Here is a 16473-nt window from a genome sequence, read left to right on the forward strand (position 1 = left end):
AGATTCTATTTTTTTAACATAAAGCTGCCTGTCAATACAACTAGTTGATGTTGACAGGCAGCTTTATAATAATTATCTTGTTGTAGGACTACTTTAAAGGTGTAAGTTCCATATATTCCCTTGACATATGTAATTGGCCATATTCTCCCCATCGGTCATAAACTGCAAACTTTTGGGGAGTAAGTTTTTCTATATCCCAATAATGGTCATCACCAAAGTATATTGTTTTGGAACTCGGGTCATAAAAAGTCCATCGGTCAGTGATACTGTTTTCTTTCTCCTGCCCGTCTTTATCAGTTGCTATTAACTTTCTAGAGTACGTACCGTCTTTCTTAAAGTTATATATGCCATGATGGGTGATTCCTTCATCATCAACAGTTTTCTCACTCGCCCATGTATTATCGCATATCAAGGATATAGTGTCTTCTTCTCCATCAGAATAATATCCTGTTTTCTCAACGCAACCGGATGCAAGAATCAGAGTTACCAAAACTATAAAAATATTTTTTTTCATTAGTGTAGATAATTAAGGTTTGCGATATGAGTATCTCCATTTATGTTTGTCACCTCAAAATGCCAGTCTACATTGTTTCCTTGATTTGCGGACCACTCAAAACTTGGACTAATGTGAAAACCTACACCACAAAACAATACGTTAGCCAATTCCTTATTGCCATTATATCCAACCTTACAAGTGACAAGAAATGCCCACGCAGCATTTTTATAAGATTGGGGATATAATTCAATTGCTGTCTCTATACAATCACTCGAATTGACATAAAACTGTTCTTTATAGTTCGTTATGTTACATGTTGCTATTATAGAACGATTCATACGATTATCAGATAATTTTCTCTTTAGTTGGATAGGTGAGTTTACTTTTATCTGGCTGATAAAAATATCACTTTCAGTAATCATAACAATGTAATCTACGCCATGAGAAGATATCAATTGTCCGGACATACTGTTTATTTGATTGATATTCTGTTTGAAACTATTCAGATTTACAGGATTTATAGCATTAAGTTCTTCTGCATCCGTATTAGTCAAGTAAGAAAGTGCAGAACTTTTCTTGTTTGGATTGACATAATACTCGTGAGTAGTCTTGTTAATATCCACAAAATCATTCAAGACTGCAACATCTTGCTGATAATTCCGGCTAGCTGGTGATGGAAGGTTCAGATTGTTTTGGCAACTTTGTAGGCACAAAGCTATCAACACAACTAATAATGAATAAAATTGTTTCATAATCAAAAGTTTTAGTGAATTTGTATTGAAAAATATTCCTTCGCAAATTTATCCTTTTCCCCTGAAAATAAACGATTTACTGTGTAAATAATATGTAATGAAGTCAGATTTAACTTTCTTTCATTGCAAAGTTACTACTTCACCAATCTCCGGTGTCAGCACATCCAAGGAATCCTTGATTCTCATATCCTCCTCATTCTTCAACGGCTCATCCCAACGATGTTTTGCCAACGCATATTTAGAATGATGTACGGTTAAAACTCTTTTAGCCTTCAAATCCCTTGCAGCCTGTGCCATATACTGATACCCTCTTTATCGAATTCCCAGTACTCGAAATGCTCGCCGACACCTAACGGGCAAATCACTATTCCAATCCGGTCTTTTAACTTCTTGACTGTGTTGTCATTCAAATGTTCCCAATGGTCGTGGCTGATTATCAGATAATCAATATCCGGCATATCTTCCGGCTGGTAAACATCTGTTCCTTTGAATGGCTTATTGACGAAAGAAACAGGAGAAGCCATGCAAAATACGGGATCGACCAATACCCGCTTTCCGCTCGTCTGAATGAGATAAGAAGAATGCCCGAACCAAACTAATACTTTCTTATCACGGTCTATCTTCCGTAAGTCAGTCTTTATTACCTTGACAGGCTGGTCGGGGCGCAGCCCGTCTATCTTTCTGAAAAAAATTCCCAAATACCTTCGAAACGTCCTCTGTCCGAAGTCATTAATTTCGTCTCATGCTGATTCTGAAATGTTCCGTTCCTGTAATTGGGAGATTTTAGTACTCTTTCCAGCCGTTCGCTACGGGGCGTCCGACCAAAGTTGGGCTGGTTGATAAAAATAAAGACTGACATAGCCAACAACGCTATTATAACTAATATACATCCTAGATCATACGTGCTCTGAATTTCTTGAATATAATACGCATATAATTAAGTAGCTAAATTATTCCACGCAGCAAATATACAGGAATTTAGAAAAGTGGGTAGTATATATATTACAGATTATTATACCATAATTACTGAAACGCGTTGAATGTTAGTGCCAGCCTATTTGTACAAAGAATAGTTGTTTAGAAATAAATCTTGTAGCTGATGTTGGGAATCAGACCTGTTCCTTCTTTTTTTGTAAAAGCAATATCCTGATAGGAACATCTTATCATCATTTTGCCTATCTTTGTGCCCCGGAAGCAAAGAACGCTCTTTTTTTAATAAACTCACTATGCAGAAATTAGTTAAGAAGGAATATCAGATTCCTTTTATTCTGGTCACTTCCCTTTTCTTTCTATGGGGATTTGCACATGCTATTTTAGATGTGTTGAACAAGCATTTCCAAGATGTGATGAATATAAGCCGTACTCATTCGGCATGGGTGCAAGTTATGTTTTATTTGGGATATTTCGTCATGGCTATTCCTGCCGGGCTGTTTATCAATAAATATGGCTATCGTAAAGGAGTAGTATTCGGTTTGTTGCTCTATGGTGCCGGTTCGCTGCTTTTTATTCCCGGCGAATATTGGATGTCGTTTCAGTTCTTTCTTTTCTCCCTGTTTGTCATTGCCTGCGGTCTGGTATTTTTGGAGACAGCCGCCAATCCTTATATGACGGAATTGGGTGAACGGGAAACTGCCGCCAGCCGATTAAACCTTGCACAATCATTTAACGGATTAGGCTGTATCTGCGGGCCGCTTGTAGGCGGTTTATTATTGTTCTCGGAAGAAGGGAATTCGAATATCTCATTACCATATACATTAATGGGAATTCTTGTCCTGACAGTCGCTTTAGTCTTTTCTAAAGTCCGTCTGCCGGAGATTGTCCATGAAGAAGATACAGATAATCAAGGACAAGCGCGTGGGTTATGGTCGCATAAGTTTTTCATTTTCGGTATCGTGGCTTTATTCTGTTATGAAATTGCGGAAATCTCTATCAATAGTTTCTTTATTAATTACGTAGTAGATGACGGCTGGATGAATGCCCGTGACGCTTCCGTAGTCCTTTCATTTGGTGGTCTGGGATTATTTATGTGCGGACGATTTGCCGGTAGCTGGGTGATGCGGAAGATACGGGCGGAGAAAGTGTTGTTCTTTTGTGCTGTCGGCACGGTCGTAACAAGTTCCTTGATAGTACTGAATCTGGGGATTATATCCCTGATAGCTCTTTTCTTGGGTTACGCTTTCGAGGCAATCATGTTCCCTACTATTTTTGCACTTTCATTGCGGGGACTAGGTAATCATACCAAGCGTGCATCTTCCTATTTAATGATGTCTCCCATTGGCGGGGCTGTCGGCCCCTTGCTAATGGGATATGTAGCCGATCAAAGTTCAATGTCTTTTTCATTCATTGTTCCGCTACTTTCATTCATTGTGGTGATGATGTACGCATGGAAAACATTGAAATAATCAACTCCGGTTGGGTCGGTACAGGATACCGAATATATTCATCAGATATCCTGCCAGACATACTACGGGAGCTGCCTTTATACGCAATCCGCTGAATATATCAGGGTTGTAGGCGGCAGGGGTACTCCCCTCGCCGCTCATGAGCAGATATCCTACAATAATCACCACCGAACCGATTAGCTGAATCATGTAATTTCTTCTGCTGAATACTGTTTCTGTCTCTTTTTGTTTCATTATTTTTGATTTCATATTTTTCTTTCGTTTTAGTTTTTGTAATTAATTTGTAATAGGAGTAAATAGTGCGTATTTATCTTCAAGCCGTTGGCTACTTCCTTTGTATTTCTCTTCGTCTATCTTTTTCAGGAGTTCATTATATTGATTCCATTGCCAGAATTTATAGAGGCAATCATTGCGAACCATTTCCATACGGCTTCCTCTTAATGAGAAAGCCCAGTTAATATAATCTTCCGCTTCGGCTATCAGATGTTCTGCCAGGGTTATCGCTTTTATTTTTTCACCTAATGCGGCATAGGCTGATGCTATGTCATATGACCCGCTTTCATGTGTCTCGGGAACACTATATGCCGGAATAGTCTGTTCCGCATAGGCGAGTACTTTCTTTGCACGCACTTTGTCTCCTTGTATTATCAGTTCTTTGGCGAGTTGCGCGAAAAGTCTGCGATGATACCAGCATGTACGCAAAGTTGTTTCATCCAGATAAAGTCTGGGAGTATCCAGCCCACCATATTTATATCTGTTCATTACATTGTCATAAAGCTTCTCCACATCTACTGCATATGGCCTGTTCTCATCGGCATCTCCCCACTTCTTATAATCAAAAGGAGTAAAGCGGAACGCTAATCCTTCCTGTACGAAGTAATTGTCAAACTTCAGTTTACTGATACTCCCTACGGAGATTGCAAGGTAAAGCGGACGTTCCCAATTACAGTTGGCAAGCATTTCCAACATAAGTAAATCGACTTTAGTCAGCATACGCACATCTTTTAAAGGGATACAAAGTTTATCCGGTATCGCCGCTCTTAGTTCTTCATCTTTCAAATGACGGATTGCTTTGGGAAGCATGATTCCCGAACGGAGTACCGCCTCTTTGTCTACACGGATATTTATCGTATCCGTAGGGATTACATGAAATTCCTCTTTTTCTGAGAATACCCAATATTTCAAGATGTTTTTCACTTCAAACGGGTCTTCTCCGAAACTGCTACGGGCTTCTTCCGGATGCTTCCGGTACAGTTCCTCTATCTGTCTTTTCAACTTCGGGCGTACGGCTACATATTCGTTTTGGCCTTCCTGATACTGTTTTTTATTCCAACTTATAGGCAGTCCGGGAGCATCATATAACGGACATTGCTGCTGATAAATATACCAGTCGGTCTGCGCGTAACTCAGGTTGCAGACACGGGCATCCCTGCGCACCTCTTCTGTGTCCTGATTATACCATAGTGGAAAAGTATCATTATCCCCGTTACAAAAGATAATCGGATTTCCTTTATCGGGAAGAGTCATCAGATAGTTAGCCCCAAAGTCGCGGCAGGTAAAACGGGCACTCCGGTCATGGTCGTCCCACGTCTGGCTTGCCATCTGCACCGGAACCAATAAACAAATCGTCATTGATACGCCAACTTGCACTGTCGAAGTTGTTTTTCGGCGAAGTGCATTACATAATCCTGCCGCGCCTATCCCTATCCAAATAGCAAAAGCATAGAATGAACCGGCGTATGCATAGTCCCGTTCGCGTGGCTGACCGGGAGTTTGGTTCAAGTAAAGCACAATAGCCAGCCCTGTCATAAAGAAAAGGAAGAATAGTACACTAAACTGCTGTTTGCCTTTCTTGCTGCAGTTCCATTGCCAATAGATTCCGAACAATCCCAGTAATAAGGGGATTCCGTAGAATACATTGTGTCCCTTATTCTGACGCAGGGACTCCGGTAACAAGCTTTGGTCGCCTAATCTAAAATTATCCAGCCAGGAGATTCCCGTTATCCAATTTCCATGTTCCGGTTCACCACTTCCCTGCACATCATTTTGCCGTCCTACAAAATTCCACAAGAAATAACGCCAATACATATAATTGAGCTGATAGGTAATGAAATAAGTCAGGTTTTCTTTTTGTGTAGGAGCAGCTTCGTTTCCTCCAGTCCAATTTTTGTAAGAAGAAGCCATCCGCTCATTCCACATACGGGGAAACAACATATTCTGAGTATAACATACATCTTCTTTATACCGGATTATTTTATATTTGCCTTCCTCTTTATCCGGGCGATATACAGCACTCCCCTTGGTCGTTTTTACTCTGTAATAGTCACCTTCGGGCACATATTCCGGTTCGGAAGCATAAGTTTTACCATAAAGCAGAGGAGCGCTTTCGTATTGCTCACGATTGAGATAACTTTTGAGTGTAAAGATATTGTCCGGTGCATTTTCATTAAGCGGAGTATTGGCATTGGCACGAATCAGTATCACTGCATAAGTGGTATAACCTACGGTAAGCATAAGCAAACACCATAAAGAAGTATGTACTACACGCTTTCGAAAACGGTAAATGGCTCCTGTCAGCACGAAGAATGTTAAAGCTAAAAAGATGAGTAATCCTGTGTGGAAAGGAAATCCGAACGCGTTGACAAAAAGCAGTTCGAACCAACCTCCTATATCAGCCATGCCCGGGATATAAACAAAAAGGATGAATACGATAAGAAGTCCTGATATGACAATTGAGGCAATTACTCCTTGAAGTGATATTACCCGATACTTCTGATAATAGAAAACCAGAACAATAGCCGGAATGCAGAGCAGATTAAGCAAATGCACTCCGATAGAAAGTCCGATGACATAAGCTATCAGGATAAGCCACCGGTCACCATACACCGAATCCGATTCATCCTGCCAGCGAAGAATCATCCAAAACACGAGTGCCGTAAGAAAAGAAGAGAAAGCATAGACCTCTCCTTCTACCGCACTGAACCAGAATGTGTCACTGAATGTATATGCCAAAGCTCCGACAGCCCCCGAACCCAAAATGATGATAACGTCCGTTGTCGATAAGTCCTGCTTATCATTTATTATCAAAGACTTTACTAAACGGGTGATACTCCAAAAAAGAAATAAAATACAACCTGCACTTAATAATGCGTTCAGGAAATTGACCAACCAAGATACCTGCGAAGCATCAGAAGCAAATTGAGTGAACAGATTTCCGATAAGCATATAAAAAGGTGCACCCGGAGGATGCCCTACCTGTAACTTCTCTACACACGAAATAAACTCGGGACAATCCCAAAAACTGGCAGTAGGCTCAATCGTCATTCCATATACAAAAACTGCTATCAGAAAGACCATCCACCCACCAAAATCGTTCCATTTCTTAAATAATAAGTTGCTCATTGTTCTATAACTTTTTTGTTTGCAAAGTTATAGGACAGAGATGTAAAAAAGGCATTTTTTACCGGACGGATACGGACGGAGAAAATCCATAATTCGCTGATATTCAATCACACATCAGCGATATTTACAGACAAGTACAGACTATAATGATTTTACAATATCTTCCAGTGATTCTTTGGAGTTTACCAACATTAGTTTCTCTGTTTTTATTCTGGAAATTCTTCGGGTCAGAGTTTCAACAGTCAGTTTCATTAAATCGGCAAAGCAGGCAGGCTGAACTCCTTCTCTTAAAAAGGCACATACTCTTAAATCTTCTTCCGTAAGTTTAGGACTTAACTCTTTCAATTTAGATACAAGCCCGTAAACACTTTCTTGAAGTCGTAACAATTCTGTCCAGTCTTTCTCGGAAAAGGAAGGTATTTTGGATGATAAGGCTGTTCGTGCCTTCAACTGACGGACTTTTGAAACAACCGGAGAATCTTCATAGATATGCTGTTGAAGAGATTGGTATTTTTCTTCGAGATAGTTACATTGCAATGCCAGTTTATCCGATTCGGCATCTTTCTTCTGCATTTCCTCTTTAATGGTGTCCAGTTGCGAATGTACAGACAGATGTTTTCTCCAAAGTAATCCAAGCAAGAGGGACATGACTCCGAACAATCCTAAAGCGGAAGATAGAACCACGGTAGAACGGTCTTTACTATCAATCAACATCAATTGGCTGGCGTACGCTTTTCTTTCCATTTCCAGCGCTTCGTCAAAGTTTCCATATTTCTGATAGTAAAGGCTACATCTTTTGCAGATTTTACTCATCTGTTCATATTCTTCTGTTTGTGCAGCAAGTTTTATTGCTTCTTTGAAATGAATTTCAGCGTCTTTTTCCTGATTCAAATCACTTTCTACACATGCCAGATAATAATAAGCCCTCAATTTCTGATATTCATCTCCATATTGTTCGTAATATGATACGGCTTGGCGGATTTGGCTATCAGATGAGTGAGGAATATTTTTGTCTTCGTTCAATTGAGTGCATAGCAGATTATACTCTGCAAACTGCGCTTCATTCATTTGCTTCATTTGAATAGTCTCAAGGATAATGGATGCAGTGTCCGGGTCTTGCTCTATTAATTGAGCAGCTTTGTCTAATCCTTGTTTCACATTAGTCCCCTCAGGATGACAGGCAGCTAGAGAAAGGACAAAAACATACAATAAAATTCGAAGATTACTCATAGTCTCAATTTTAAATCTCTACATACAAATATGCGACAAATTTATAAGATTATTGTTAGAGTAGCGAATATTTCTTCCTTCTTTTAGCAAACTCTAATCCTGATATGGTATGAAAATAATTGCATATGGAGAAATAAGCTTGTGTAATATACCAGTTTACTTTCTATACTTTTTTGATAAATATCAAGGAACAGCAAGCAGTTAATTAGGAAGATAAGCCGTATCTTTGTGGCAAACAAGAAATAATTTATATATCATGATTAAGAACATTGTATTCGATTTTGGTGGAGTTATTGTAGACATTAGCCGTGATAAAGCGGTTCAAGCATTTATCAAACTGGGATTGGAGGATGCGGATACCCGTTTGGATAAATATCACCAAACCGGAATCTTTCAGGAATTGGAAGAAGGAAAACTTAGTGCAGATGAATTCAGAAAGCAATTGGGAGATTTATGTGGACGTGAACTTACTATGGAAGAAACGAAGCAAGCATGGCTGGGCTTCTTCAACGAAGTGGATTTGTGCAAGCTTGATTATATTTTGGAATTACGGAAGTCCTATCATATATATATTCTTAGTAATACCAATCCTTTTGTCATGTCATGGGCATGTAGCCCGGATTTTTCTTCAAGAAAGCGCCCATTAAACGATTATTGCGATAAGTTGTATTTGTCTTATCAGATAGGTCATACAAAGCCTGCACCGGAGATTTTCGATTTTATGATAAACGACTGTAATATTATACCTTCCGAAACTTTATTTATAGATGATGGAGCCTCAAATATCCACATGGGGAAAGAATTGGGATTCGAGACCTTCCAACCGGAAAATGGGACAGACTGGCGGGAAGAACTGACAACCATATTAAATAGGTAATTATTGCCGTTCATATCACATTCGCAAATAGGAGAATATGCAATCACAAGTCATACTTATCACGGGAGCATCTTCCGGATTCGGAAAGTTCACTGCTCAAATGTTATCGGAACAAGGACACATCGTTTACGGAACAAGCCGGAAACCTTCCGAAAATATGAACAATGTAAAAATGCTTGTCGTTGATGTCACCAGTCCTCTTTCTATTCGTCAGGCAGTAAAGCAGATTATATCGGAGCAAGGACAGATAGATGTACTGATTAATAATGCTGGCATAGGTATTAGTGGTGCACTGGAACTTGCTACGGAAGATGAGGTGAGCAAACAGATGAATACCAATTTCTTCGGTGTGGTGAATATGTGCAGGGAAGTATTGCCTGTCATGCGCAAAGCACGGAAAGGTAAAATTATCAATATAAGTTCTATCGGTGGTGTGATGGGTATCCCCTATCAGGGTTTTTATTCGGCTTCGAAGTTTGCTGTGGAAGGTTATAGTGAAGCTTTAGCCTTGGAAGTGCACCCGTTTAATATTAAGGTATGTTTGGTAGAGCCGGGAGATTTTAATACCGGATTTACGGATAACCGGAATATTTCCGAACTGACAAGATCGGATGCTGATTACAAAGAAAGTTTCTTGAAATCGCTAGGCATTATAGAAAAGGAAGAACGTAATGGATGCCATCCACGAAAGTTAGCAGCTGCAATCTGTAGAATAGTGGCTCGCAAGAATCCGCCTTTCCGAACCAAAGTAGGGCCGTTAGTACAAGTCCTGTTCGCAAAAAGTAAAAGATGGTTGCCCGATACGGTAATACACTATGCCCTTCGGATTTTTTACGCTATTAATTAGGTACAAATTACGCGGATTTCACGATAGCTAATCATTTGTTGATTAACAAAAAGCGTGAAATCCGCGTAATCCGTGCCTTAGCTTTTTTCTGTCCTGACTAGTTCTTCGGAACTAGTTCCAAGAACATCGTTGTAGTCAATAATATAGCCAGTCCGACACAGACTGTAATCAACAGCCAATTAATATATTTTGCTTTCGGCTTCGTATCGACATGCAGATTATTCAGGAAATATTCTCTGAAGAAAAGGTATAGCCCCGGAATCGTTGCACTGGCCAACAGAAAATCCTCAGGAATTTGAAAGAAATAGGTTTTTGATAATCCTATCAATGACCAATGGCAAAGGAAAAGTACCAAAAACATATTTACCTTGTGAGCAAACAGCAACAATAATCCGATAGTAAATACAACCACAGAGCAAGGCATGACCGGAGAAGTCATTTCCGGAAAAGAAAGTCCGCGCGCCAATGATACCAAAGGATATATGAAAGGCATCGCCAACAGGATATAGGATAATATATCATATTTATGAGTACGTTCAAAAGTCGTATATCCTGTAATCGCATCCCATATCCAAATAATAGCCATGACTCCCCAAAACATTGCCATCACTCCATTATAACTGCGTTCTTCGCAATAAACATAATAGTAAACGATAGAAATCCATGCATAAAGCCCTATCATATAGAACTTCATTGCCATCTTTACCCATGGACGTGGCTTGCTGATAAGCAAGCTGGTCAATGCGATACCAATCAAAATGATCAATATCTGTAAAATCCAGGTAGCTGAATTATAATATGCAATTGTTCTCCAAAAAATCTCCATAAAAGTTGTTTTAATGTCTTGTTAATGAAAAAGCTCTATGTGGGAACAGGAACATCGGGAATGTGGCTCCTACTGCCAACATGAAAATAACTGTACTTGCCACCATTGTGTTAGAGAAGAATATTGACATGAATTTATCCAGATTTTCCGGGTCATTCACATTTTGTAAGCACATGATGAGTGAAAATACCATGTTGTATGCGAACTTACCGGGAATCATGGGAAGCAATGCCGGAATGTAAAGTACCGTCATTGGGCAATATACCTTTTTTCCTAACCACAAGCTACCGAAACCGATTACCAATCCGGCAAATAAAGAAGCCGTAGCAATATCCACACCTAAATAAGTCATCAAACAAAAACGGCAGGCGTGTCCCAATGCCGCCAATATGGCAATCATTTTGAATGCACGCAAGGGCGGATCGGAAATCGCCCCAAATCCTATACCTGCTACTGCTGCAAAAAATCCATCAGTAAGAATGTCAAGTGCTATCATATTAAATTAAACTGTTTTTTACCATTAATAATGTGAAGGAAAGTCCGATGGCAATGCTGACAATCAGTAAAGAAGCTTCCGTCAGGCGGGCAAACCCTGTCAGAACATATCCTTCGACTACATCAATCACGCCATTAATCAAAGGGACGCCGGGAACAAGATAAAGTACACTGGTCGCCATTGCTATTTCGGATGTCGTGTCGAAAATCAGAGCTGTAGAAGCACAAAGAGAAGCGACGAATGCCGAGACTATGAATACAATATAATGATTCATTTTCTTTCTCTGCATCTGCTGTTTCAGGTAGAGTCCCGTAATAGTGGCCGAGAAAACAATTCCCATAGAGATTAAATCCCCGCCAAACAATTTACAGAATGATGCATTGGCAAATCCCACTAATAGTAAAACGAAAAGAGGATGTATCATCGGAGCGGAAACAATCTTCTTGTATTTCGCAGTCAGTTCTTCCAACGACAAATGGTTATCTAACGCTTCCCAACTTAATGCACTTAACTCTGAGTTATGTTCAAAACTGATAGGATGTGCAGGGATATCTATTACCTCATTACAGGCCTCATTCGTTTCCTTATCTATAATTGTAAGAATGATATTTTTATGAAATACACCTAATTTTACATCTAAACCAAAAGCTTCTCCGATACGTTTGGAGTTACGCACTACTCGTGAAGTATGTACTCCGGCCCCCATTAAATGGGCTGAATATTCTGCAATAAACTTACCTACGGATAATAAAGATTCGCTTGTCTTCATGAATGTGATATTTTTTAATCGGGCGCAAAAGTACAAAAAAGAGTTCTAGGAGCAAGCCTTATTCCTGAATATTTTCTCACTAAATATCCGAAAACAAAAAACACAATCTTTCATAGTGTTCCTCAAAAAATGAGTTACTATGAAAGACTGCGTCAATCTTTAATGCCTTAACTAACCTAACTTTATCTAACCTAACTACAAAATACCCGAAAAATCTTTTATACTACTAACAATCCTATCTTTTAATATCTTATTTTCATCTATTGAGAAATCGCAAGCAACGTCCGCCGGAGCCAATAATATAGCTTTAGCTTCTTCTGCATCTGCCATTTCTTCTGGGTGCTCTCTGAAATAAGTCTCCCATTGGGAGGCTGATTGCGGAGTTATACCCAGTACATAGTTGATGAAATCATCATCCGTCAAAAAATCTTTTACCTTAGAGCACATATCGCATCCTTTTTTAAGCGTTTTACATAAATAGGACGACGTTATCCTGTATATGTACTCAATAAAATAACCTTTTTACTAATATTAACTTGCCAATGTACGCAACTTGGATAATCCGCGATGCATCAAATTGCGTACAGACTGATAATTCATATTCATAATCTCACAAATATCCTCATATTTCTTTTCTTCTATATAGTATAATGTGAGCGCTTCACGCTGACGGGGTGATAATTGGTCCAGTAAACGCTTTACCAATGAAAACTCGTTCTTGCGTTGCTCTTTTTCCATATAATCGTCTTCTACATCTGTGGGAGTCGGCAGATTCACCTCTTCGATGGATGTGTCGGACATATACATACGTCTGCGAAGTTCGTCGCAAAGCTTATTCTTTAATGAGATGAACAAATATGACTTTACATTGTCAATGGTGCCTAATTCATCTCTTTTAGTATAGAGTTTTACGAATACATCATGAACGCAATCCTGAAGTAACTCTTTATCAATAGTCAGCTTTAACCCATAATTAAAAAGGACGTTGATGTGCAAATCATATAATTGAGAAAAAGCTGCCATATTTCCCGCTTGAAAAGAAGCGAATAAATTTTCGGTTGAATTATTAGTCTGTTCCATCATAGCATTATTTCGATTGAATTTGATGTTGCAAAACTAAGCAGTATCGACCGCACCCTTAGGTAAAATCTGGTTTGTGGATTGAAAAAACAAGTATCATGTTTTATAACACTCTTTTATTAGAAATTACTGATGAAACAGTAAATCCCACTGATTTGCCTTCAATGGGATTTACTGTTTTACAGTTTGTGGAACCAATAAATACCTTCTTTCTTGCTGGGCACTTTTAGATTGTATAATCCTTTTATTTTCAACGATTTATTTATTATTTCCATTTCTCCGGAACCAGGATGGATGTACTTTAATACATATTTCCCGGACGATAATTGAATAGGAATTTCTGTTCCGGACTTGGAATAAATGATACTTCCAATATCAGATTTTACCAATTTCTTATACTCATCAGTATTTGTTTCTTCCACTACCATAGTCGCAGCATCCTTTAGGAATGCTTTATCTGTGCACGGAATTACAGGACATGAACCGCCTGCCATGAATACAGCCCACCCCATAGCCGGATAATTCTGTGCATAGAATGTCACTGCTTTCTGAGGAAATCTCTGACGATACTCATTTACTGCTTTATATGCTTCATTGAAAGTGACCTTTCCTACTTTCATCTTGCGCATATGCTGGCGGGGAGCCATATTCTTTCCACCTTCCGGTGCAAAGATACCGTCCGTCTTATAATGCCAGTAACGGATATCAATAATGTCTACCACCGCAGCCCGTTTCGAATCCGCAAGAATAGCATCCTGCACATCTTTGGTTGTACTCAGTGCTACTTTGGCTTTTTTACTGGTTTCCGCTTCCCATTCGGCGATGACATCCAACCAAAATTGTACAAAGTGCAACGGACCTGTAAATTCCGCACTTGTCAGTTGAATGACATTCGAATTATCGGCAAAGTTATTCAGACATTGACGGATGTATTGTCTGTGCAACTCACGACGTACCGGATGAGTTATATCATAAAACATATCTGCTACGAAGATTCGCTTGTCACCGGCAAACGGAACAGGTTCCGGGAATCCGGTCTGATTGATATTGTTGCTGCTTCTCCACGGACTATCCACCCAATGTGCCCCAGCTTCTATGATATTATGCTGGAAGTAGTTTTCGTGAAATAAAAGCAGTCCGTTTTCGCTTCCTTTTTCTGCAAATTCTTTCAATCGTGCCCAATACCATGCGTTAGGGCGGTTCAAGTCATATTTACTTAGCCCTTCCCAAGCTGTCCCTTGACCGCTACGTCCGAAAGGTTGTTCGTAAAAAGGTCCCCATACATCTCCATCCCGGCGACGAACACGTTCATGGTCGTCCCGGCGACGGTCGTACCATAGTCCGTAGTTTTGGTCAAAAACAAGAATGTTCTTCTGTTTCATAAAGTTGACGACAGAGTCGATACGATCTGTCAATCCCAATCCTTCACATCCCGGAACAAAACGGGTAATGGCGGGGCTCGCCTTTTTCAAGAAACTAGTTTTGAGTCTTCCATTCCACCAAGGAGTAGTATGGCTGCCACCGACTAACAAAGCACCGTCCATTTGGATACGTCCGTTGGCAATAGTTACTTCCGGTTGTGCCGGTAAGTTGCTGGAAAAGGTCTTTTTCTCTTTGATATCATCTATTGATTTCACTCCGGTTGATGCCACTGAAGGAATAAACTTATTTTCTTCAATCCAGTGTTCCAATGTCAGACGGGGGATATATGCTTCTTTTGCCAGTTTCATAGCCATTTCTACGGTCGGGCTACTGGTTGCGCTCGTATTTCTTGGCAGAATGCGGGCACGTTCGGTACATTCTTTTTGCAGCCGGTCTGCTAATTGGGCATAAAAGATACTGCGTGGTTGTACATGATTATTGGACTGTGCCCATTCACCGTCACCGGAGAATTGTGCCCAGCAACCGTATGCGCGGTTCTTTGCATCTTTTGCCGGAGCATAACATTCGATTTCTGCGGCGGTACACTGCCAGAACAAGCTGTTTGCCGTATTCCATCCGGCTCCGTTCTTGTCTTGTCCCAAATTCTTAAAAGTAAGATTATGTCCGTCAATATTGACTACATCAAACAGTAATCCGCATGCCCAGGCATCAATGGAACCACTGAAGCCTAAAGATTCATATGAGTCACATTGTACGAAAGCATTGGGACCGGCTGCACAGTATCCGGCAGCAAAATCATGAATGCCTTGTTCCGAATAACAACGTTGAAATAAGGTCTGCTGTCCCAACGTATGGAAAGTGCAACGACGCATTCCGCCAATTTCAGAAACGGGCTCTCTCGAAATACAGTCCTCGACAGTAATCCTGGAACCTGTACGCTGAACAATAACGGCGCTTCCTGCAAAATGCTTGAAGTTGACCTGTCTTACCCAGCAGTTTTCCGCATTTTCGATGGAGATGCCTGTCCAGCAATGGTCTTCGTCTTTTGGATAACGTCTATCATAGTCGGAAACCAATGTCATATTCTCTACTCCACAATGATTGATACGTCCGTCCCATTGGTAAGTCATAATCATAGAAGCACCGTTTTGGGTGTCCAAGGCCACGGTTAACGGAGCATCCAATGTGATTTGATTACCATTCACTTCAGTAACAGTCCTGTCCCAAGTCAAATCCATATCACCCTCTTTCCACCCCAAAGCACTGATTCCACCACCAAAGATGTCACAACCTAAAGAAGCAATCCACTCTTTCCCGGAAGGACGGGTTACCATTATCCGGTCACCTTTCTTCAGAGAAGTTCCCAAAGCAACTTCCAATGTTCTTGTATTTACCGGAACATACTTAGAAAGCACTTGCAATGTATCTTGCATATTCAAGTCGTTCGTTCCTTCCACATAGATAAGTGAACCTCGGTCTACTCCTTGTTTCAACAATACCGTTTTCTCTTTATCCATTCCACGCAATACGATTCCGGATGCAGTGATACGGATGCTGCCGGACAAAGAAAATTCTCCTTTGTCTAATAATACGGCTCCACGAAAGCCGGAAGCATCGGGAGTCAGTGAAGCTACGTAGTTGATGGCACGTTGAATCCGTGCTGTGTTGTCTCCTGCCATCCAAGGTACAAATACCATATTCCGGACAGAAGGGATATCCTGTTCGGATGCCTGATAACCGCAAACCGAGAAATCAAGAATCCGGTTGCCCCGCTCATCAGTCAGATAAGTGATTTGATCATCTTTTACTTGCAAAGCAAAGGTTTGCGCATGCCCCTGCGCAAACCCGATGCTCAATAATCCCAAAAGGATAGTTCTTATTTGTATATTCATTACAAAAAACTTTATTATCTA

14 protein-coding genes and 1 pseudogene are annotated in these 16473 nt (G+C 40.2%); 3 read left to right on the top strand and 12 right to left on the bottom strand.

Translation table 11 applies throughout. From position 1 onward, the window contains the following. Window positions 1–88: 88 nt before the first annotated feature. The 3 genes and pseudogenes from RDN93_RS00065 to RDN93_RS00075 form a co-directional block, all read right to left on the bottom strand. Window positions 89–514, bottom strand: coding sequence for a hypothetical protein (locus RDN93_RS00065; protein WP_308743745.1), 426 nt, complete (start codon window positions 512–514; stop codon window positions 89–91). Beyond that, window positions 514–1248, bottom strand: coding sequence for a hypothetical protein (locus tag RDN93_RS00070; protein ID WP_308743746.1), 735 nt, complete (start codon window positions 1246–1248; stop codon window positions 514–516). The genes RDN93_RS00065 and RDN93_RS00070 overlap by 1 nt, the downstream gene beginning before the upstream one ends. Window positions 1249–1368: 120 nt before the next feature. Next, window positions 1369–2181: pseudogene (locus tag RDN93_RS00075) on the bottom strand (MBL fold metallo-hydrolase). 293 nt (window positions 2182–2474) lie between these two features. Here RDN93_RS00075 and RDN93_RS00080 point away from each other — a divergent pair. Next, window positions 2475–3650 carry a sugar MFS transporter gene (locus RDN93_RS00080; RefSeq protein ID WP_308743747.1) on the top strand — a complete coding sequence of 392 codons (1176 nt, stop codon included), beginning with the start codon at window positions 2475–2477 and terminating at the stop codon, window positions 3648–3650. Here the strand turns inward: RDN93_RS00080 and RDN93_RS00085 are convergent, their stop codons facing one another. From RDN93_RS00085 to RDN93_RS00095, 3 genes are all read right to left on the bottom strand, one after another. After that, window positions 3651–3899 carry a DUF3098 domain-containing protein gene (locus tag RDN93_RS00085; RefSeq protein ID WP_308743748.1) on the bottom strand — a complete coding sequence of 83 codons (249 nt, stop codon included), beginning with the start codon at window positions 3897–3899 and terminating at the stop codon, window positions 3651–3653. A gap of 27 nt (window positions 3900–3926) precedes the next feature. Next, entirely contained in the window at window positions 3927–7052 is a 3126-nt protein-coding gene (locus tag RDN93_RS00090; RefSeq protein ID WP_308743749.1) for a DUF2723 domain-containing protein, read from the bottom strand. Between the two features lie 141 nt (window positions 7053–7193). Next, window positions 7194–8282, bottom strand: coding sequence for a tetratricopeptide repeat protein (locus RDN93_RS00095; RefSeq protein WP_308743750.1), 1089 nt, complete (start codon window positions 8280–8282; stop codon window positions 7194–7196). Between the two features lie 256 nt (window positions 8283–8538). Here RDN93_RS00095 and RDN93_RS00100 point away from each other — a divergent pair, with 256 nt between their 5' ends. Continuing rightward, complete coding sequence (locus tag RDN93_RS00100) at window positions 8539–9159, top strand: HAD family phosphatase (RefSeq protein WP_308743751.1); 621 nt, start codon at window positions 8539–8541, stop codon at window positions 9157–9159. 37 nt (window positions 9160–9196) lie between these two features. After that, complete coding sequence (locus RDN93_RS00105) at window positions 9197–10006, top strand: SDR family oxidoreductase (RefSeq protein WP_308743752.1); 810 nt, start codon at window positions 9197–9199, stop codon at window positions 10004–10006. Between the two features lie 97 nt (window positions 10007–10103). Here RDN93_RS00105 and RDN93_RS00110 read toward each other — a convergent pair whose 3' ends face one another. The 6 genes from RDN93_RS00110 to RDN93_RS00135 form a co-directional block, all read right to left on the bottom strand. After that, complete coding sequence (locus RDN93_RS00110) at window positions 10104–10832, bottom strand: DUF6064 family protein (protein ID WP_308743753.1); 729 nt, start codon at window positions 10830–10832, stop codon at window positions 10104–10106. Window positions 10833–10842: 10 nt separating this feature from the next. Then, the gene (locus RDN93_RS00115) at window positions 10843–11328 is read right to left on the bottom strand and encodes a threonine/serine exporter family protein (protein WP_308743754.1); all 486 of its coding nucleotides are present in this window, start codon (window positions 11326–11328) and stop codon (window positions 10843–10845) included. 1 nt (window position 11329) lies between these two features. After that, entirely contained in the window at window positions 11330–12097 is a 768-nt protein-coding gene (locus RDN93_RS00120; protein ID WP_308743755.1) for a threonine/serine exporter family protein, read from the bottom strand. A gap of 195 nt (window positions 12098–12292) precedes the next feature. Next, on the bottom strand, window positions 12293–12544 hold the full coding sequence (locus RDN93_RS00125) for a hypothetical protein (protein ID WP_308743756.1): 252 nt from the start codon (window positions 12542–12544) through the stop codon (window positions 12293–12295). 84 nt (window positions 12545–12628) lie between these two features. Then, on the bottom strand, window positions 12629–13180 hold the full coding sequence (locus RDN93_RS00130; protein ID WP_308743757.1) for a sigma-70 family RNA polymerase sigma factor: 552 nt from the start codon (window positions 13178–13180) through the stop codon (window positions 12629–12631). 176 nt (window positions 13181–13356) lie between these two features. Next, the gene (locus tag RDN93_RS00135; RefSeq protein ID WP_308743758.1) at window positions 13357–16452 is read right to left on the bottom strand and encodes a DUF6298 domain-containing protein; all 3096 of its coding nucleotides are present in this window, start codon (window positions 16450–16452) and stop codon (window positions 13357–13359) included. Window positions 16453–16473: the final 21 nt, after the last annotated feature.

Source organism: uncultured Bacteroides sp., from assembly GCF_902491285.1.
In the GTDB taxonomy this organism is placed as follows: domain Bacteria; phylum Bacteroidota; class Bacteroidia; order Bacteroidales; family Bacteroidaceae; genus Bacteroides.